Raw genomic sequence first — 18,161 nt, forward strand, 5'->3', positions numbered from 1 at the left:
TTAATAAGGAGAACAGTAGTGCAACAGTTCAATAAGAATGCCGGTGCTTACGATGCTGTTCGTGGAAAAATCACCTATCCGGAAGCGCTTTATTTATCTCTGGCCGAGCGGGCACCCGCTCATGACGCTGCGCTGGATATCGGATGCGGTAACGGTGTTTCAACCGGACGGCTGAAAGCATGGTTTCGCCATGTTGAGGGCTGTGACCAGGGTGATGCCCTGATTGAGCGGGCGCGGGTGAATTATCCCGGTCTGCTGTTTTCGGTATCTCCAGCCGAGAGCTTTTCTTCACAACGGCGATTTGACCTGGTGACCAGCGCCACTTCATTTTACTGGATGGATCGAACGCGGGTGCTGGCGAAACTGCGCGACTGGCTGAATCCCGGTGGAGTGTTTTGCGCCTATAAATATGACTTTCCGGTGGTGTATGGGCCATTGCGGGATTTCATTGAAACAGAGTTGGTGGACAGCTGGCATTATTACCGCGATCCGCGGCTGATCCAGTATGACAATACGCTGGAACTGATGCAGGCCTGTGGTCATCTGGTGGACTGTCAAAGGGAGGTGTTCAGTAACATTCTTTTCCTGACCCCACTGGAGATTGCGCAATTTTTTCTGTCCACCAGCTATGTTACGCGGTGCATTAAAGTCGAAGGCGGTAAAGATTATGCCACACGGTTTACGGAAGCGGTTTGCGGGCGCGAGCCCGCGGAAAAGGTGGCGGTAAATTTTGATATTCATGCTTTTACCGCCACGCTTCGTTGATTACCTGTCCGGGGCACACCGCCAGTCCGCCGCATCCAGCTTACTTAGCAACGCACAGAGCACATCCACCAGGCAGGCGAGGATCCGCTCGCCTTTTTCCGCCGAGGCGCAGCGCGGATCGCCGGTCGCGCCGGTGGTGCTGATTTCCCCGATATCCCAGATCCGGCTCACGCCATAATCGGCGAACACCTCCGTAGGGATCTGTTTCTGCGCATATTTCAGTTCCACCAGTTCCGGGAGCAGCGCCATCATGACAGACGTTTCTCCCTCGCCGCCGTGTCCGAGCCCGGTGTTATCCCATGAGTCAAAAAATCCCTTCCCGAGATGATGTCCCACCAGATCCCACCACGCCGGAACCACCACAATCGCTGCCTGCGGGTGTTGTGCCTTCACGTTATGGGCTGCGATCTCGATTGCCGGGATATTGCCGTCGTGGCCGTTAATCACCAGCATCCTGCGGATGCCGTGGTGCAACAGGCTGGTGAAGATATCTTCCGCCAGCGCGATATTCGTTTCATAGCGCAGGGTGATGGCCAGTGGATGGGCGTTGTAGTGAGCGGAAGTGCCAAACGGCGTGCAGGGCAGCACAAGGGTATTGTCTACCCGCTGCGCCACCCGGCAGGCGACCACTTCCGGGACAAACATGTCGGGGCCGAGCGGCAGGTGATCGGCGTGGTTCTCACAACTGCCGAAGCTGACAATAGCGGTGAGTTCCGTGCCGGACTGCAACAGTTCGCGAATTTCCCGGCCAGTCAGTTCATTGAGCATGACTTTTTTCATCGGACAGTCTCCTGTTTTTTCGGACGACAAAGAAATAGTACGCGCTGGCGAGGGCCAGCCAGACCAGGACGGTGACCAGGGTAATGCCGCCGCCGTCGGTAAAGAATTGCCCGGCCATGATCAGCGCAATCAGCCCCACGGTGAACGGCTGGATGTAGCGGGCCCCCGAAGCCTTGTATTTCAGCGTTCCGTCGTGCAGCGCAATCCGGTGCAGGGTCGGCTGGCTTAAGGCAATCATCAGCCAGGTGAACAGGAAGCCGAACCCGGAAATCCCGGCGAGGATGACATACGCATCCGGCGAGAGGATGGCGATGATGACGCCGGTAAACAGCACCAGGCTGCTGGCAAGGATGGCGTTATCGGGTGTTTTATGTGCCGGGTGCAGGCGGGCAAACCAGCCAGGGAAATAGCCGTCGGACGCCATGGCGTGCAGCATCCGCGAGGTGGCGTAAACGCCCGTATCAATGCAGGAGAGCGCGGCGGTCAGCACCACAAAGTTCATGATGTGCCGCGCCATGTCGCCGCCGAGAATGCCGGACGCCTCCACGTACGGGCTGCTGCTGACGCCCGCCTGCTGCCAGGGCAGTACGAGCAGCAGGACGGTCAGCGAGCCGACATACAGCAGCAGGATCCGCACCACGGTACCGCGCAGCGTGCGGGGAATATCGCGCTGCGGGTTCTCACTTTCGCCTGCAGCGGTGCCGATTGCCTCCGTGCCGCCGAAGGAGAAAATCACCATCAGCATCGCGCCGAGAAAGCCGGGCAGCCCGCCCGCAAAAAAGCTGCCGCTGTCGGTTAGGTTAGCGGCGCTGGCGGGTGAGGTGTCATCCAGCCCGAGGCTGTAGCAGCCCGCGATGATAAAGGCCAGCAGCGCCACCACTTTCACCAGGCTCAGCCAGAACTCCACTTCACCGAAGAAATGGACGCCGACCATGTTGATAGCGGTCAGCGACGAGGCGATCACCAGGCAGAACAGCCAGACGGGGACGCCGGGAAACCACATATTCAGGAAGGTGCCTGCGGCAATGGCTTCCGACGCCGGACCAATCAGGAAGGCCAGCCAGTAGGTCCAGCCGGTGATAAAGCCACACCACGGGCCAAAGGCGGTGCGGGCGTAAGTTTCAAAGGAGCCGGAGACGGGTCTGGAGACCGCCATTTCGGCGAGCAGCAGCATAATGAACAGGGTGATAACGCCGCCGATAAGGTAGGCCAGCACCACCGACGGGCCGGTGCGGGCGATGGCCGCGCCTGCCCCGAGGAAAAATCCGGCACCAATCACGCCGCCGACGGAAATCATCGTCAGGTGGCGGGCTTTCAGGCTTCTGTTGAGTTCCATAGTGTCTTCTCTATTGTTGTTGTGGACGGATTCAGGGCCGCGTTTATGGCCGCCCCTCCTCAATCAGCAGGTCGCCGTACAGGTCACGAAGTTTAGGGACTGGGCCGGAGAGATGAACGGCCCCCGCGTGGCAGGCGTTCAGGCTGCCGTTAAACACCATGGTCAGATGGCCGAGTTCAAACAGCGACTGCTGCGCCGCTTTGCCCACGGCTGTCACCAGGTAGTCATGGCTTGCCAGCAGCAGCCGATCGCCGGGCAGGATCAGCAGGTTGTCTTCCCGGAACGAGGGTTCCAGTGACAGGGAATAATCGAGGCAATCTTTCGGACCGTTGCTGTCGAAGGTGATGAGCGTCCTGTCGGCCAGCCCGTCGGCGACAAACAGCCCGATAGCAACAATGCGCGCGCAGTAGGTCATCATGGCTCGTTCTCCCGTTTACTGGGCATGAGAATACGGCCCGGTGCGGGTGAGAAGGCGTGGAGCCTGAAGCGGTGAATAAAGCCTGTAGTCCGGGAGGCCGGGTGACGGTGGCCTCCGGTTGTAAGAGCGATGGGGCATGGGTGTGGTTCGGTGTGCATAAACAACTCTCCTGTCAGGCGTGTTGGTTAATGCGTCCTGCCACTCACAGCGCGGGTCGTTATGTCCCGGAGTTTTCTGTTGTTGTCATGAGGTGAAGCGGTTTTCTGGGTTCACGTTTGGTGGTGTTGAGGTAGCGCTCCGGCCAGATTACTGATGGATGCACGTCAAGCGCGACGGCAATCAGCCACTCGCCTTTCGGCCACGGTCGGCTCAGAGCATTCGCCAGCGTTGACGACGCCAGTCCCGCTTCCCGCGAGAGTTTCGCCATACTGGTGCCGCGCTTGTGTAAGGCGGCAATGATGTCGGCGGGGTGCCAGTCTTTTTTAGTCATTCCGTTTACCTCTATTGTTGACTATGAGTCACAAATGTATGCTAGCACGCTTTTTATGTGACTCATAGTCCGTGGACCGATAATCAACGAAGATTGATGCTGGCTAGATGGAAAAGACGGGATCAATCAAAAAGGTACTGGGCAACAGAATCAGGGCGCTACGCCGTGAGATGGACCTGTCCCAGGAAGCTTTTGCCGATAAATGCGGCATCGATCGCACCTACATGAGTGGAATTGAGCGAGGAGTGAGGAACCCTACGCTTATTGTCATTTGTGCAATTTCGGACGGTCTGGGGATGGATCTTAGCCATTTATTTATGTTTGACGATGGCACAGAAAAGGACGCCGAATCAACGGAATGTGACTCATAGTCCGTGGTCTGATAGACAACGTAAGTTCATTTTATCTGGATGAAAAATACATCCAGCATTCAGGCGCAGTTTGGCGCTCATCTCAAAAAACTCAGGCTTCAGTCAGGCCTGTCTCAGGAAGCATTTGCGGATAAGTGTGGGCTTGATCGTACTTATGTGAGCGGCATTGAGCGCGGAGTAAGGAATCCAACCCTTGAAGTACTAAATGTTTTAGCCCAAGGGTTAGAAATTGAAATTAGAAATTTATTTGATTTTAAATCAACTCTTAATTGATCATGTTGGGGATTGCGTTTTTATTTGAAATGTTTTTCATTTCTTTTATGTATCCATCGATGCGATAAACCCATCTGGGATCAACATATTCTCGCATATCATTATCAAAATCGTCTAAATTAATGAGTTCGAGTCGTTTTGATTCTTTTGAAATATTTAGTGCATCTTTCGTGAAATAGCTGTTGGTTATAATAACTGACTTTGTAGCGTTTTTTATATTTAGCAAACCCAAAGCATTTCGAGCTATTTCTACTCCAACTTTAGTTTCTTTTTGTTTACATTCAATATATAGCACCTCGTGTTCCCTTCCACTGCCTTTTTCTGCAATAATATCATAACCACCATCTCTAGTTTTTTTAGTGATGTTAATATCATATCCCTTTTTATTATATAAATAACCACAAAGAAGTTCAAAATCACGTGAGGATATTTTTCTTATCAGATCTTTAGTTGGCAGTGGATGATTGATAAACTTTGCATTTATCAATGAAATAATATCCTCACATCTATAAAATCCATTGTCAGACAGAAACATAATGTGCGCTGTCACATAAGCATTAACAACGCTGACTGCTTGATAAGGGTTGTTGGGTAGTAAATCAAGAATCCAGGAGATAGATTGCCATGGCGGATTCTTTTCATTTACTGAAATTAATCTTTTAATAAATGACTCATGGTTGAATATTTCCCTGATGTTAAATTTCCCACTATCGAAAACCCAGTTTCTGATGATATCATCACCACCTAAAAATGTAGTGGGGATTATAAATTTGTAAATTAGATCTTTTACATCGTCTTCTGAATATTTATCAATGTTGATAATATATTCTTCTAAATGTTTGGTGGTCGGGAATTGAAAATCTATTATATCATAATCTCGCTCTCTTCGATCAACCGAAATCATATCAAGCCATTCTTCAAGCGGCAGTTCGGTTGCATCTATAAATCTTGTGTTCTTTTTTAATTTTCTTTTCATAGACTTTGTTAATTTATTTAATGTGAGGTGTATTATCTACAAAAAAACACTTAGGTAAAGTTATTAAGGTCACATAGTTGTCATTTTAAATACAGGTGAAATATCATGTTCACATGATGAAAATATTAAGTGATATTCATAAATAATCGAGCGTTATCGATTGAATGACATTATATGCCTAGCCGCCTCAACCTCACTACATCCCGTCTCCTTCATAATCCGCATCCTTTCGGCCTTCTCATGCTTTTCGGTCATCGCCAGCGCCAGATAGAGCGCTGGCGGTACCACCCGAAACAGCGCCTCAACCCGTGGCGACAGCACCACTCCTTCCGTATACTGCCCCGGCGATTTCACCGCCGAGCGCAGCAGTTGCCGCTGTTCTTCCGTCAGTGCCTTAAACCGGCACACCTGATCGATCTCTTCTGGCGGCATCACCAGCAGTTCCCACCACTCGATCATGTTGAGCAGCTTCTTCGCCTCATCGGGAAAATCCGCCAGGTTCTGGGTGGCAAGCCACAGCCAGATGCCGAGCTTGCGCCACATTTTCGAGCCCTTCGTGAGGAACCGCGCCAGTAGCGGATTGACGGTGATGATATGCGCCTCATCGGTGATGTTGACGATGGGCCGCGCCAGATGCTGGTCGCGCTCGCCGAGGTTGTTGATATGATTAATCAGCGAGATATAGCTGATGGCAAGCTGTGCTTCATAGCCTTCGCGGGCGAAGGTAGCGAGATCCACCAGAGTGATATCCGCCTCCGGCCACATTGTGCCTTCGCGGTTGAAGAGTTCGCCTTCAAACCCGGCGCAGAACAGGTTGATGGATTCCGCCATCTCATACGCCCGCTGGCGGCGGGCTTCCGGCAGACTGGCATCTTTTGAAAGACCAAACAATGCGTCGCGGATATCCTGGGTCAGCGTCTGGCGTTTTTCCTCGTAACAGGTGTGCGCGGCGGCGATAATCGCCTGGCGGATCATCGCTCGATCCGGACGGGTGAGGCGTGCATCTTCTTTCGCCTCGCCGCCGGTGATCATCAGCCGGGCGGTGATCTCCATTTCACCGAGCACATCGCGCTGGTCATCGCCGTCGCTCTCTTCATCCTCCGGCGGTTCAGCGTCGGTAACCGCCTGCTCCACCAGTCGCCAGGCATCGGCGAACAGGGGCAGGGTGACGCCGGAACCGGGGCGCAGGCTGATTTTGTTCACCGTCAGGCCGTGGGCGGCGGCGTAGTCGGCCATCAGGCCAAATGAGTTCCCGGCCTCAATGATGAACAGGCGTGGGCGGTGTAGCGCCATCAGTTGCGCGATTTTCGCGTTGAGGGTGGCGGATTTGCCCGCCCCGGTCGGGCCGAGTAGCAGCAGGTGACCGTTCTGGGCACGATCCAGCTTATTCAGCGGATCGAAGCACAGCGGCGCGCCACCACGGTTGAAGTAGCAAATCCCCGGATGCCCGGTGCCGGTTTCCCGCCCGTACACCGGCAACAGCCCGGCGATATGCTGCACAAAGTTGAGCCGGGTATACAGCCCACGAGGATCGCGCAGGGGATCGAAACACATCGGCAGCCAGCGTAGCCAGTGGCTGAGCGGGGCGACTTCGTGCTGCTCCTGCACAGGAATCAGCCCGGCATTCAGCAACAGGCTGTGCAACTGGCGCTGCTGGCGAAACAGGGTATCGATGTCGGGCGCATGCAGGTAAAACGCCAGCGTACTGCGGTAGAGCTTATGGCCGTCCTTCAGGTAGCTGCGCACCTCGTGGCAGTCGCGGCGGGTGTATTCGGAATCGGTATTGTCGCCGATCGCCCGGTCGGAGAGATGGCTGATGTGCTGCTCCAGCTTATCCTGCGGATACACCACCACCGTCAGGTTCATGATGGTGCCTGCGGGTAGGAGGTCGAACAGGGCATTGATGCCGTCGCCGCGCGTGGTTTCCCCGGTCAGCAGGCCGGGCGGCGGCGCTTTGCGCAGGCGGTCGACCACCACCACTTTATGCGGGCGGTTATCCAGCCACCAGACACCGTTCTCCGCATCTGAGCGCGGTTCGCTCGTCAGCAGTCGTTCGGCGAAATCGGTGATAACGGGCAGGGCTTCAGCTTCCGGTAAATCCAGCTGTCGCCAGAAGGCTTTTTTATCTTCAACGGGCGGCGCGGGGTTAAACCAGCGCACCAGCCAGCGGTGAATGGCCTGCTCATTCTGGCGGATAGCGCTGACACCCGCCGCTTTCAGCCCGGCGGTGAGCCGTTCGCAGATATGGTTCAGCGTCTCTTCCGGGGACGGTTCATCCGGTGAAAGGCCGGGCAGCCAGCGATACACCACCATCTGCGTGCGTCGCCACGTCGCCCGCCAGCGGGTACGGGTGACGGTGTTATCGAGAAACAACCCCTCATCGCGGGTGAGGGCCGTCATGTGGTTTGCCATCTGCGCGACCCATTCGCGGGTAAAAGCGGAGTCGCGGATTTCTGGCGCGGCGTAAGCAGCAAGAGTCTCCAGCCAGGCGTCGCTATCGTCCTCTTCCTGGCAGAAAAACTGCACCACCCACGGCGCGCGTTCGTGCTCATCGAAAGCATCCTGCAAGGCATCAGTGACGGTATCGCGCACCTGTTCCAGAAACGCCGTCGAGCGGCCTTCGGTACCAACGGGATTTAGCTCAAACACCGCGCCCACTGAGCGGCCATCCTCCAGCAGCAGCGTCTGCGACTCCGGCAAAAACTCTACCCATGGCAGCCAGTCGACAAACGACGGGCTTTTGCGGTAGCTGGCATTCAGCGCCTGTTCGGTCAGGCCGCACCGTTCCATCATGGCGGCGTCAGGCGCTCGCCCGGCAATGCATACTGCGGACGGGTATAGAAGGGGAAGACGGTGCTGTAGCCGGGCACCGGCGTGTTGCCATTAAGGTGTGGATAGACGTAGAGCACCATATCCGGGTTGGGCAGGCGCGGAAACTGGCTGCGGATAGTGTCTGCCTCAGGTTGCGCCACCGGACCGTCTGGCGGGCGGCGTAGCTGGGCGCGGGCATCCAGCAGAGCCGCGTTGCCGCCGCTTTGCTGCTGCCACAGCGAGAGCATGCTGGCATCGGGGGCGACCGGCATCAGTTCTTCCTGCGAGGTGCTGCATCCGGCCAGCAAAAACAGCAACATCAATATAGCTCGTATCATTCCAGTCCCCCCGGTGTGCTGGCCTGCTGGTATTTCACTTTGCGGCCTTCCGGCTCGTAGTCGATAGTCAGCAGTTCGGTGAGATGCACCGCCACCTTGTGGCCTGGAGGCACGTACACCGCATCGAACATTTGGCCGTAGTGCTGTTTCATCCAGTCGGCGGTCTCTTTTAATCCGCCGCCGATGGCCTGGCCGAGCACGTACTGACCGTTGTTGCCCGTCACTGCGCTGGTGATGCTGCCGTCCTCCACCACGGTGGTGCTTTCACCATTGGCGAAGGCCTGCGCCGCCGCGCCGGAACCCGCCAGCAGGAACTGCGAGGTCAGGTACTCCTTCGCGTTGCTTTTGCGCTCGCCGGGAATACACGGCAGCCCCTGGTTATCCGAGAGCCAGCCGATCTCCTGCTGTTTGTTGCCGGATTTGCCGCCCTGTGGGACGGTGCGGATGGTGCCGTCGTGAAACACAAAGGTTATGGAGGTGATTTGCCCGCGCACGCAGGAGAGCGTCCAGTCACCCGAGGCGATGCCGGAGACCACCGCACCCGCTACGTCCGGTAGTTCGATGCCATTGGCGGTGAGGTTGTCCTCGCCAATCAGCAGTTTAAACGGATAGGGATCGCTGACGGTACCGTTAAGCGGCACGCGGCCAATCAGCGCCGTCATGGCGACCGATCCGGTCAGCGTGGCGTTTTGCGGCAGGGTATAGACCTTCACGTCAGGTTTTGGCGGCGGTTTGTCGGCTGCTTTCAGGGGGACGTGCAGCAGCTTTTCATCCACAGGCGCGGGCGCATCCAGCGGCTCCAGCCAGCGGATATCCGGCTGCACATCGACAGGCAGTTCACCGGGCGTCAGCCCTAAACCGGGCGGGATATCGTCAGGACGTTTCGCCATCAGGCGGTCGAGTTTATCCAGCAGTCCCCGCTGGCTTTTCAGCAGTTCATCGCGCATCTGATCCTGCTGCCTGCGCATATCCCCGCGTAACTCTGATACCAGTGTCGCCTGCTGCGCTTTCAGCCGCTTCTCGCGCGCCTGCTGGCTTTCGTTATCGTTCTGAATCGTCTGAAGCTCCCGGCGGTACTGCTTCATCTGGCCGACCAGCGTGGCGACAGTATCGGCAGGTGTGTCGCCGTCGATACCCAGATCGCGCAGTTCCTGCGGGGTTAACGCAGCCACGCTGCGGGACGGGGATTCCTCAGCGGTGTTTTTGCTGGCCGGGCGCAGCAGCAGCCAGACGGTGAGTAGCACAATGACGGGCAGCAGGATTTTCAGCAGAATACTCTGGCGCGGCATCATGGTTTCGGCTCCGGCAGCAGGGCGCGGGAAACCGGGCCTTCCGTCACCAGGTACACCACGGTGGTATCTTCCGCCAGACCACGTGGGCCGAGCCAGTCATGCTGGAAAGCGGCTGCGTTGAACTGCCCCTGAAGCTCGCGCGGATCGAGCGTGATGCGCTGTCCGCTCTGGTTTTGCAGGCGGATAGCAGTCACGGTGGTGGCGTTAACCTGCCATGCTGCTAATGGAGTCGCGGTAACGGGCTGCTGCGGCAGTAAGGTGGTGATGCGTTTCGCCAGCCGGACGGGGGCAGGCGTGACGCCGGGCAGGGCTTCGACGGTGCGCAGTGGCGCATACAGATTCTGCGCGGCATAGCGCACCAGCAGGACGGGCAGAGGTTCGGTTGATGCTTTCACCGGGACGGGCGTTTTTGCTGTGGCAGGCGTCTGCGGCGCATAGCTGATTTGCACGGGTTCAAGTGGCGAAGTGCTTTGTATGGCCTGAATATCCAGCAGGATCAGTTCACCGCTGCCGGTGTCCCGCAACTGGATGCGGGTGGACGGGAACGCCGTATTCGCCAGCAGGAAGACTTTGCCGCCCGCGCTTTGCAGACGCACTTTGCCCTCCAGCGTAGTGGGATAGCCGATGCGCACCGTTTTCCCCACGTCGACAATCCGCTCCTGCCCGATATGCAGTGTGACTGGGAGCGGGATGTTTTCCCACTGCACCACCTCCGTGGCGATGGCCGGGAAGCTGAAGAGTAAAACCAGGAAGACAGATTTCATTGTTTCTCCTCCGCCACCAGCCGCTGCGGTGCGGCATCGGTACAGTCGATCGCCAGCCCCCACGGGTTTTTCTCCGCATCAATGGCGTAACGCATCACCTGTAACGGGTAGCGTACCAGCGCTTTTTTCACCGGCTCGTTCTGGTAATACTCTTCAACCGCCACATCCAGCGTTACCCGCCAGGCGTCCCGGCTTAAGGTCTCAACGCGGAGGAAGGGGCGTTTATCGCCGTTATGCACCAGGCTGCTGTAGCCATGGCCGGGAAGCTCATACACACCGCGCGTGCGCTCGCGTAGTTCACCACCGTTGCGCCGCACCTGGAAATCGTGCTCCAGCCGGGTGTAACAGGCGGGCGTCAGGTAGGCGCGCAGCGAGCGCAGGTTACGGGAATAGTCTTCCTCGCCGTTATCCGGCCAGCGGTTTAGCTGTTGGAAGATATAAAAGGTGAAGGCGTAAACGCTGGCAGGCGGTACTTCCCACCACGGGCGGGTGCTGCCGCTGCGCAGGTCTGGCGGGAACCAGAGGGTGAGCTTTTGTGGCGCGCTGTACCAGCCGTAGCCGACGCCCGCCAGGCACAGGCACAGCAGAACAATCACTGCCCGCAGCGTCAGGATATGGTTATCGCGCTCAGCCAGCGCATGGCGAAAGCGGCTCATCGCGGGCTCCTGCGCACTACCCATACGGTACTGTGCTGGACCAGGTGTGCGCCCCGGAGGTGATGGCGCTCCAGCCAGGCTAGGATCGCCTGCGGCAGCCAGCTATCGGGCTTACCGCGTTTCGCGCGCGCCAGAATCCGCCCACCGCCCTGAATCAGTAATGCCGCACCTGCCAGCGCTGAACCGGGGATCAACGGCCAGTAGTGGGTTATCAGGGCCAGCACAATGCCGAACGCGCAGCCGCCGCCAAGACCGAGAGCCAGCGCCAGAAACAACTCACTGGTGGTCAGGCCGCGCCAGACCACGGGTTCGCGGTTGAGGCGGTCGGGGAGAAAGGGGATAGTCGCCATATCACAGGACGTCCGAAGCCTGGTTGAGCAGCCAGATGATGACCACCAGCAGAATGCTGCCGACGCCCGCCATCGAGCCCAGATCTTTCCACTGCTTGCGCCCGCTCTGGATCTCCGAGTAGGTGGCAATGCAGTTGTTCGCCACCACCAGAAAACCGACGGCGCAGATGGCCAGCGCCAGCAGCACCACGATGTCAAAACCGTAGTTCTGCAGCGTCTCCATAATGCCTTTGCCCTGGCCGCGTGACGGATCCTCCATCGTTGGCAGATCGGCGAGGGCGTTAAACGTGATGAGTAACAGCAGCAGCCAGCGCATGGGATCTCCTTAGCTCAGTACCAGCCAGAAACTGACCAGCACCAGTAACAGTGAACGGGCCGCCACCGCGCCAAAACTTTGCCAGCTCAGGCGCTGGCGGCAGACGCCCTGCCAGGCGACCATCAGCGTCCAGGCACACCACAGCAACAGGACGCTGGTAAACAGGCCGAGCATCAGCAGGCTGACGATCTCAGGTTTACTCAGGCTGGCGGCCTGAAAGGCGGCGAGTTGCGAGTCAGTCATCGGGGTTCTCCCGCTGGTAGCTGGTGCTCAGAGGCTGGATGGCACGCGGCTGCGCCCTCGCCGGGGCAAGGTAGCGGTGGATGCCCTGTTCAACGGCAGAGATGTCCTGCTGCGCCTGTAAGTAGTCGAAGAAGTAGCGCGACTGTGGATCGGTGCTGGCGCTGGTTTGGGCTCTCGCCAGCGAGGTTTTTACGCCGTCGAGTTGCTTCAGCGCGAGGGCGAGTTGGGTGGATTCCGGGGAGGCCCAGGCCTGTGATCCTATGAGCAACGCCAGTAACAGAAATGATGGGTAATTACACATGACACCTTTACTCTGAAAGCTTTTTCAGAGAAGGGTAGAGGACTGGTTGGATTGAGGGTAACGAAGAAATGGTTGTCCTTGATAAAAATTTTGGGGTCGGTACGTACTGTGCAAGAAATAATAAATGCAATCAAATATTTATATATTACCAATGCTGGGACGTATTACTCAGCAATAATCAATAGTATGATGAAAAAGAAAATTGTGAATTTGATAAATAGATTTGGTTATCTCTAAATAATTGTTTGACCAGATTGGTATTCATAAATTAGAGGTTTTTTGGGTGTTTTACTGTTTGTTATCACTATATGTATCCGCTAAGAAGTCGCCACAATATCATCAATCATGTTTGTAACTGTTCAAATTAGATGAAGTTATTGTGGCAATATATAAGAGGAGTTAATCTTTATTATTTTGGATGGGTGCCATCCTATTTAATAAAGTTTTCAGACTCAATGATATTAATAGCGATAAATTTACCTCCCCCCCACAGGCCTGTAGTAAATAACCCTTGTCTAATTTCATTTATCGCCGCATAATCTGAATGAGGTATTGAAATCTGGTAACTATTGGTTGTTTTAAATTCTTTGTTTGTGGCATTTTTATATTTTATTTCAATAGTTAGTTGTACACTTTCATTAGTAGTTAATGAATCTAAAAGATCGAGGCATTTTGTTCTTCCTGTTTTTAGTAAAATAGTCGGGGCATCAATTTCTGAATCAGTTATTGGATAGTGAATTAAAGTGTCCTTGCATGAATATTTTTTATCTTTTGCTTCTATTTTGCTCTGCATTTTAACTGAGTGAGCTAGATGTTCAGAGTGATTTTTTAACTTTAGTTTAATTTCTAATGTTATATTTTCAGCAGAGTCTTTGACTATGAACTTGCCTGGGATTGAGTCTTTTTCAATATTTGTTATAATAAAAGGACGAGTTTTCTCATTATCAATATCTTGTGTTCTATAAAAAGCAAAAATGACTGCAACAAAAGATAGGAATGAAAAAAGAGAAGTAACGGAACCAAAGCTATCTCCGAAAACACCTCTTTGGGAATAATCAGTCCCAACTGAAGGATATATTTTCATAAATAACGAGTAAATTAATGGAGAGCACCCCCATAAAATAGTCCCAATCACTAATATGATTATAAGTCTAATGTAACCTTTCATTTTTCAATCCTTTTGTTTTTTATTTTTTCCAAAGATTTTTTAAGGTTGCTAGAATTTATTTCTTGTATAACCGAAGTGTTTGTGGAAATTTTTCCGTTTTTAAGTGATTTTACCCCTACACGAGTATCTATTATTAATTCTTCCTTCTTGGGAGATAAGCCGGAATTAATGTTAAATATTTCAACTTTATCCCTGTTGTCAATGAATAATATGTTTTCTTCTGCAGAGTAAGTCATTGCTAGCGCCGCTCTAATAGATGAGACTCCTCTCGTTAAATATGCATTAGAACCACAATTTTTATTTAAAATGGAGCTGATCTCATCTGAGAACTTTTCAGCAAAGGTATCAATTGTCAGTTTTTCCCATTCTATTCTCCTCTTTTCACTTAACTCCGTTAGTAATCTTGTATGGGAGGATTGAGCGAATGTTTCTTCAAAAATCCACTGGCACCACAAGCATAAAATGATTTCATCAGAATCAATTTCGTATAAAGCTAAGCTTAATGCAATTAAGTTTGATGCACTCGGGAGAAAAAATTTGTTTAATAAACCAAGGTGATTCAGAGCATAAAAAGTGGCATCATTTAATAGTTTACAAGCTTTATCCCAGTTTTTTTTATATATAAGAGGGCTTATTTTTATTAAATCAGACTGCTTTAATCCACTAGCCGATTTCTTATCCACCATTCTTTCTAAAAGAGCACAGATTTTTAAAACATCCAGTAATTCAATATCTAATAAAATTAAATTTGGATTATTAACAGTCAAATCTCTCCACATCTGCCGGAGATTGACGCCTTTAGGTAGATTAGCTGCGACTAAAAGATCAGAAGTTGTCAATCTTACAGAATTTGTATTCATGCCCTCAAATATTTTAGCTAGTGCTGAAAAATCAACATCTTTCGGTAAAACTGTTGCTGGGATATTAAAAACTCCGGAATTAAGCCCGTATAAATAACTACGCCTGATTTTTGTTATTTCTTTTCTTAAATCATTGTCAGGAATATAATTAAGCCATTCTATAAAGTTTTCCGTTTCATAGATATCGCAAATTTTTATAATGTGTTGCTTTGCCATTTCCTCGTTATTTTTGAATGACTTTTCAAACTTATTCCTTTTTTGATAAAAGATAAAGTCTTCGTCTAGGCTGTTCTCTATTAGTTTTTTAAAATCAATGAAGTAGACGTTTTCTGATAAATCGTTAATTGCATGGTAAATTGATGTTATTCTTTGTTGTCCATCCAAAAGATAGTATCTGATCTTATCTGCACTAACTTCAGGACCCAGTTCTATTGGTTTACTTGCAAATTCGATAGGGCCGTCTAAAATAAGTAGTGAACCAACAGGCCATTCGCGAGCAATACTTTGCAATAAATCAGTTATTTTTGACGGCCCCCAAACAAAATCTCTTTGGAAATCGGGTAAAGCTAATTGACCGCTTAGGACAAGATCATTTATAAAATCCAGTCTAAATCTACTTAATTGATATTCCATGAAGTTAAGCCCAATAAAATGTGAATTAATAAACTTCAATATGAAGCCATAGCTTTAACAATGATCGAATTGATATTATTAACGTGGCCCTTTCTCAGTTATGAGAAAAATAAATCGGTTTGGATTAATTTTCGAGATATGCTACCGCCCTCAAAGAGGTACTTTGCTTATGAATGACGATTATCGCCAATTTTTAGAGGAAAATCAATTAATAAAACTAATTATTTTCATTAGTGTATAAATAATTATTAATATGCAGCTTGTTATTTTTATTTGTTACACGATAAAATTGAAAGACTGATTGTATATATATCCACTATCATATTAAATAGTGCAATGTAAGTTTAAACTATGTATCTCTGTTGAGTCATTGATTATCACATATGAATATTATATTTGAAAACAATAGCATTTAAATAACAATGTTATAGTGTAGATCATTTTTTGAATGATTTTATATTATATAAATTATTAGGGGGGTTATTTGGGGGTCTTAAAGGATTAAATCAAAGAGGTAGATGGTTATTAATTATAACTATCTCTTAAAATGTCCTGCCGCCATCAATACCGTTACCCCAAACAAGAAGGTGGTAGGTAGTAAAACCAGAATAGCGGGCAGACACAGCGACTGCGCGAGATAAAACACCCATAGCGTGGTGGTGACAGAACAGCCTGATCTGATGACATAATGATGGAGAAAAACGGATTCCAGCCCGGAACCAAACCGTCGTAAATCACGCTGCACCAGTCCCTCCGTAAGCCCGGTTATCGCGCAAAGGCAAAGCAGGGGGAGCATGGCGGCAAGCCATACCAGGCGCTGCATAAAACTCACCAGCGTATCAGCCAGGGCGGTGAACGGTTTCTGCAGGAGCCTGTTGGCCATAAGTACACGAGTTGCCCCTTTTTCCAGCAGCACCAGAATTTCATTCCCCAGCGGATGCGGTTGTAGCGCAATAACCAGTTCCGCCCGCTCTTGTCTCATCACCTGAAAAACATGTCTGCTCCCCTCCTGCGGCCACCAGAAATATAACCCCGCCAGTTCCACTACTACCCGCAGCACCAGCGCACCAATAACCAACCCGATTAACCTTCCGGCCAGCGACAGCAGCCAGCCGACCGGCCCCTGTGGCGGACGTGACGGCGGGGATCGCTGTTCGCTCATTCCGGCTGCCCCTGCTGGCGTGCCTGCATCCAGGCCGCCAGTTGCGCGATGGACTCGGGTAGCGGACAGTGCTTATCCGCTACGGGCAGCGGCAGACGGATTTTCCACAACTGCCCGCCTTCGATCAGAGCAAAGGCCTGGCCTTTTGGAAGCTGGATCAGTGCGGCGGTATCGAGTAGCGGCACATTACAGGTGATCACCTGTTCGCGGGTGTTGCTGGTAAAGCTGTTGATGCCGCCCGGCGTGTCGGTGACGCCGGAACTGACCTGGCGGCTGCGCACGTCAACCTGTGGCAGTTGCTTTGTCAGTAGTTCAGCAGTGGCGGTTTCTCGCACCCGCAGCATAATCAGGTTGTTGAAGTTACCCACCACCTGGCCTGTCTTCGGTGCGCTGCCGATACGGGCCTGAATGTCGCTCAGCGTCTGGGTATAAGCAGTGACCTGAATACCCGCGCCGCCGCCCTTGTTGACCAGCGGGATAAACTCGTCGCCCATCAGTTCATTAAATTCATCGCAGTGCAGGTTGATGGGAGACGGTTTTTCGCTGTTGCCGGGCAGTCCATCATTCAGGCCAAATTTGTAGAGATGCCCGGCGACGCTCACCAGATCGGCAAACATAGAATTGCCGACGGCGGCAGCGACCACCGCATCAGAGAGCGCGTCCAACCCGACATAGACTACCGCCTTCTGGCGGATCGCCTGTTGCCAGTCGAGGATCGGACGCGCGTCGTCCAGATCGTGGTAGTCCGGGGCGAGCAGGGCGGCGAGCGTGCCGGTGGTCAGCTTTTCCAGCAGCGGCAGCAGCGAGGCGACAATCTTGTCGAAGTAGGTTTTGTCATAGCGCACTGCTGAGAGCAGGCCATCGAGGATCGGATCGTAGAATTTTTCCGCGTTGAGGTATTGCTCCAGCGCCACCACGTGAGGATCGCGGCCCAGCATATGGCGCGGTGTGTTTTTGTCGTTAACGCGTTCCGCCAGTTGCGCCACCACTTCCCACGCTCGAGCGTTGTGGCGCGGCAGCACGATGCGGGCATAGTCGATAAACAGGGCGTCGATATTGACGACGTGGCGGGAAATTAACTGATAGTCGGGGCGCTGACCGAGCGCCACCAGGGCGCGGGCGATGATATTCACAAAGCGCCAGGCGAACTCGCGGAAGGACGCCGAGTTGCCTTCGCCGGATAATTGCCCCGTCAGACGCGATGCCACCTCCGAAATGCGGCCAAAGCGCCCGATGGCGTTATAGCGGGCGGAGATCTCCGGGTACGCCAGATGGAACAGGATAAAGCGGTCGCCGCGTCCGGCGCGCTGCGCTTCTGTCCACAGACGCTTCAGTAGATCGGCATCGCCTTTTGGATCAAAAACGATCACCACCTCACCACGGCGGATATCCTGAGTGGCAAGCAGTTCTGCCAGCCGGGTTTTGCCGACGCGGGTGGTGCCGAGCACCAGTGTGTGGCCGGGGCGTTCACTGAGCGGCAGGGTGACGTCGCACTCTTTCAGTTCCACACCGTGCAACCACGGATTACCGCCGACGGACGGCAGCGGACGTACCGGGTTCAGCCAGCGATCGGCGCTGAGCAGGCGGGCAAGGCCGGGCAGCGTATGCTCGCTGCGTTTTTCGATATGTCTTGCCAGGCGGTAACACCATCCGGGGCGCAGCCAGCGTGCGGCTTCCGGTTGCAGGCAGTCGTACAGCCGTTGTGTGTGGATGGGCTGCCAGCGAAAGCCTTTACCGAGAAACAGCCGCTGGCGGCTGACCGGGATTTTCCTGCTGGTGAGCGCGTAGCGCGGCAGGCGCAGCAGGTTGCGGTGGTAGCGCACGATGTGCCAGCCCTGCCAGCCGCGCCGCAGGGCCA

Annotated in this window: 21 protein-coding genes; 3 read left to right on the forward strand and 18 right to left on the reverse strand. The window is 53.1% G+C overall.

Annotated features, from left to right (window positions below):
- The first annotated feature begins 18 nt into the window (after positions 1-18).
- Positions 19-765, forward strand: coding sequence for a class I SAM-dependent methyltransferase (locus FDX24_RS20600; RefSeq protein ID WP_137364851.1), 747 nt, complete (start codon positions 19-21; stop codon positions 763-765).
- Here FDX24_RS20600 and FDX24_RS20605 read toward each other — a convergent pair whose 3' ends face one another.
- From FDX24_RS20605 to FDX24_RS20620, 4 genes are all read right to left on the reverse strand, one after another.
- Positions 766-1,545, reverse strand: a complete 780-nt coding sequence (locus FDX24_RS20605) for a creatininase family protein (protein ID WP_137364852.1) — start codon at positions 1,543-1,545, stop codon at positions 766-768.
- Positions 1,523-2,881 (reverse strand): amino acid permease, encoded by a 1,359-nt coding sequence (locus tag FDX24_RS20610; RefSeq protein ID WP_137364853.1) that lies wholly within the window; start codon positions 2,879-2,881, stop codon positions 1,523-1,525. Before FDX24_RS20610 ends, FDX24_RS20605 begins: the two co-directional genes overlap by 23 nt.
- A 43-nt stretch (positions 2,882-2,924) precedes the next feature.
- Positions 2,925-3,299 carry a PTS glucitol/sorbitol transporter subunit IIA gene (locus FDX24_RS20615; RefSeq protein ID WP_137364854.1) on the reverse strand — a complete coding sequence of 125 codons (375 nt, stop codon included), beginning with the start codon at positions 3,297-3,299 and terminating at the stop codon, positions 2,925-2,927.
- A 217-nt stretch (positions 3,300-3,516) separates the two neighbouring features.
- Entirely contained in the window at positions 3,517-3,789 is a 273-nt protein-coding gene (locus tag FDX24_RS20620) for a helix-turn-helix transcriptional regulator (protein ID WP_137364855.1), read from the reverse strand.
- Between the two features lie 170 nt (positions 3,790-3,959).
- Between FDX24_RS20620 and FDX24_RS20625 the strand changes: the two genes are divergently transcribed.
- Together FDX24_RS20625 and FDX24_RS20630 are read left to right on the forward strand one after the other, a co-directional pair.
- A complete protein-coding gene (locus tag FDX24_RS20625) occupies positions 3,960-4,160 on the forward strand; it encodes a helix-turn-helix domain-containing protein (protein ID WP_371414777.1) in 201 nt (66 codons plus the stop codon).
- A gap of 39 nt (positions 4,161-4,199) precedes the next feature.
- On the forward strand, positions 4,200-4,433 hold the full coding sequence (locus tag FDX24_RS20630; RefSeq protein WP_137364857.1) for a helix-turn-helix domain-containing protein: 234 nt from the start codon (positions 4,200-4,202) through the stop codon (positions 4,431-4,433).
- On the opposite strand, the gene FDX24_RS20635 is transcribed toward FDX24_RS20630, so the two are convergent.
- From FDX24_RS20635 to traD, 14 genes are all read right to left on the reverse strand, one after another.
- The gene (locus FDX24_RS20635; protein WP_137364858.1) at positions 4,426-5,409 is read right to left on the reverse strand and encodes a restriction endonuclease; all 984 of its coding nucleotides are present in this window, start codon (positions 5,407-5,409) and stop codon (positions 4,426-4,428) included. The two genes, FDX24_RS20630 and FDX24_RS20635, sit on opposite strands and share 8 nt — an antisense overlap.
- A 153-nt stretch (positions 5,410-5,562) precedes the next feature.
- Positions 5,563-8,202 carry a conjugative transfer ATPase gene (locus tag FDX24_RS20640; protein ID WP_137364859.1) on the reverse strand — a complete coding sequence of 880 codons (2,640 nt, stop codon included), beginning with the start codon at positions 8,200-8,202 and terminating at the stop codon, positions 5,563-5,565.
- Complete coding sequence (locus FDX24_RS20645; RefSeq protein ID WP_137364860.1) at positions 8,199-8,558, reverse strand: TIGR03751 family conjugal transfer lipoprotein; 360 nt, start codon at positions 8,556-8,558, stop codon at positions 8,199-8,201. Before FDX24_RS20645 ends, FDX24_RS20640 begins: the two co-directional genes overlap by 4 nt.
- Positions 8,555-9,850, reverse strand: coding sequence for a TIGR03752 family integrating conjugative element protein (locus tag FDX24_RS20650; RefSeq protein ID WP_137364861.1), 1,296 nt, complete (start codon positions 9,848-9,850; stop codon positions 8,555-8,557). Before FDX24_RS20650 ends, FDX24_RS20645 begins: the two co-directional genes overlap by 4 nt.
- Entirely contained in the window at positions 9,847-10,614 is a 768-nt protein-coding gene (locus tag FDX24_RS20655) for a TIGR03749 family integrating conjugative element protein (protein ID WP_137364862.1), read from the reverse strand. The genes FDX24_RS20650 and FDX24_RS20655 overlap by 4 nt, the downstream gene beginning before the upstream one ends.
- Positions 10,611-11,270: a PFL_4703 family integrating conjugative element protein gene (locus FDX24_RS20660; protein ID WP_137364863.1), complete on the reverse strand. Its 660-nt coding sequence runs from the start codon at positions 11,268-11,270 to the stop codon at positions 10,611-10,613. The genes FDX24_RS20655 and FDX24_RS20660 overlap by 4 nt, the downstream gene beginning before the upstream one ends.
- On the reverse strand, positions 11,267-11,620 hold the full coding sequence (locus FDX24_RS20665) for a TIGR03750 family conjugal transfer protein (RefSeq protein WP_137364864.1): 354 nt from the start codon (positions 11,618-11,620) through the stop codon (positions 11,267-11,269). The genes FDX24_RS20660 and FDX24_RS20665 overlap by 4 nt, the downstream gene beginning before the upstream one ends.
- Position 11,621: 1 nt before the next feature.
- Entirely contained in the window at positions 11,622-11,936 is a 315-nt protein-coding gene (locus FDX24_RS20670) for a TIGR03745 family integrating conjugative element membrane protein (RefSeq protein WP_137364865.1), read from the reverse strand.
- 9 nt (positions 11,937-11,945) lie between these two features.
- A complete protein-coding gene (locus tag FDX24_RS20675; RefSeq protein WP_137364866.1) occupies positions 11,946-12,179 on the reverse strand; it encodes a TIGR03758 family integrating conjugative element protein in 234 nt (77 codons plus the stop codon).
- Entirely contained in the window at positions 12,172-12,480 is a 309-nt protein-coding gene (locus FDX24_RS20680; RefSeq protein WP_137364867.1) for an RAQPRD family integrative conjugative element protein, read from the reverse strand. The genes FDX24_RS20675 and FDX24_RS20680 overlap by 8 nt, the downstream gene beginning before the upstream one ends.
- 430 nt (positions 12,481-12,910) lie before the next feature.
- Positions 12,911-13,648 carry a hypothetical protein gene (locus tag FDX24_RS20685; RefSeq protein ID WP_137364868.1) on the reverse strand — a complete coding sequence of 246 codons (738 nt, stop codon included), beginning with the start codon at positions 13,646-13,648 and terminating at the stop codon, positions 12,911-12,913.
- Positions 13,645-15,141 (reverse strand): DUF262 domain-containing protein, encoded by a 1,497-nt coding sequence (locus tag FDX24_RS20690; RefSeq protein WP_137364869.1) that lies wholly within the window; start codon positions 15,139-15,141, stop codon positions 13,645-13,647. The genes FDX24_RS20685 and FDX24_RS20690 overlap by 4 nt, the downstream gene beginning before the upstream one ends.
- Positions 15,142-15,676: 535 nt before the next feature.
- Positions 15,677-16,303 (reverse strand): DUF4400 domain-containing protein, encoded by a 627-nt coding sequence (locus FDX24_RS20695; protein ID WP_137364870.1) that lies wholly within the window; start codon positions 16,301-16,303, stop codon positions 15,677-15,679.
- Positions 16,300-18,161, reverse strand: a 1,862-nt coding sequence (gene traD / locus FDX24_RS20700) for a type IV conjugative transfer system coupling protein TraD (protein ID WP_137364871.1), incomplete at its 5' end; no start/stop codon positions are given. The genes traD and FDX24_RS20695, both read right to left, overlap by 4 nt.

This window comes from Citrobacter sp. wls716 (genome assembly GCF_005280975.1).
GTDB lineage: Bacteria > Pseudomonadota > Gammaproteobacteria > Enterobacterales > Enterobacteriaceae > Citrobacter > Citrobacter youngae.

Coding starts and splice junctions, on each gene's coding strand:
- FDX24_RS20620 (WP_137364855.1), bottom strand. CDS start 3,789: ATGACTAAAAAAGACTGGCACCCCGCCGACATCATTGCCGCCTTACAC.
- FDX24_RS20615 (WP_137364854.1), bottom strand. CDS start 3,299: ATGATGACCTACTGCGCGCGCATTGTTGCTATCGGGCTGTTTGTCGCC.
- FDX24_RS20635 (WP_137364858.1), bottom strand. CDS start 5,409: ATGAAAAGAAAATTAAAAAAGAACACAAGATTTATAGATGCAACCGAA.
- FDX24_RS20605 (WP_137364852.1), bottom strand. CDS start 1,545: ATGAAAAAAGTCATGCTCAATGAACTGACTGGCCGGGAAATTCGCGAA.
- FDX24_RS20675 (WP_137364866.1), bottom strand. CDS start 12,179: ATGACTGACTCGCAACTCGCCGCCTTTCAGGCCGCCAGCCTGAGTAAA.
- FDX24_RS20670 (WP_137364865.1), bottom strand. CDS start 11,936: ATGCGCTGGCTGCTGCTGTTACTCATCACGTTTAACGCCCTCGCCGAT.
- FDX24_RS20640 (WP_137364859.1), bottom strand. CDS start 8,202: ATGATGGAACGGTGCGGCCTGACCGAACAGGCGCTGAATGCCAGCTAC.
- FDX24_RS20660 (WP_137364863.1), bottom strand. CDS start 11,270: ATGAGCCGCTTTCGCCATGCGCTGGCTGAGCGCGATAACCATATCCTG.
- FDX24_RS20690 (WP_137364869.1), bottom strand. CDS start 15,141: ATGGAATATCAATTAAGTAGATTTAGACTGGATTTTATAAATGATCTT.
- FDX24_RS20645 (WP_137364860.1), bottom strand. CDS start 8,558: ATGATACGAGCTATATTGATGTTGCTGTTTTTGCTGGCCGGATGCAGC.
- FDX24_RS20610 (WP_137364853.1), bottom strand. CDS start 2,881: ATGGAACTCAACAGAAGCCTGAAAGCCCGCCACCTGACGATGATTTCC.
- FDX24_RS20655 (WP_137364862.1), bottom strand. CDS start 10,614: ATGAAATCTGTCTTCCTGGTTTTACTCTTCAGCTTCCCGGCCATCGCC.
- FDX24_RS20680 (WP_137364867.1), bottom strand. CDS start 12,480: ATGTGTAATTACCCATCATTTCTGTTACTGGCGTTGCTCATAGGATCA.
- FDX24_RS20630 (WP_137364857.1), top strand. CDS start 4,200: ATGAAAAATACATCCAGCATTCAGGCGCAGTTTGGCGCTCATCTCAAA.
- FDX24_RS20685 (WP_137364868.1), bottom strand. CDS start 13,648: ATGAAAGGTTACATTAGACTTATAATCATATTAGTGATTGGGACTATT.
- FDX24_RS20625 (WP_371414777.1), top strand. CDS start 3,960: ATGGACCTGTCCCAGGAAGCTTTTGCCGATAAATGCGGCATCGATCGC.
- FDX24_RS20665 (WP_137364864.1), bottom strand. CDS start 11,620: ATGGCGACTATCCCCTTTCTCCCCGACCGCCTCAACCGCGAACCCGTG.
- FDX24_RS20650 (WP_137364861.1), bottom strand. CDS start 9,850: ATGATGCCGCGCCAGAGTATTCTGCTGAAAATCCTGCTGCCCGTCATT.
- FDX24_RS20695 (WP_137364870.1), bottom strand. CDS start 16,303: ATGAGCGAACAGCGATCCCCGCCGTCACGTCCGCCACAGGGGCCGGTC.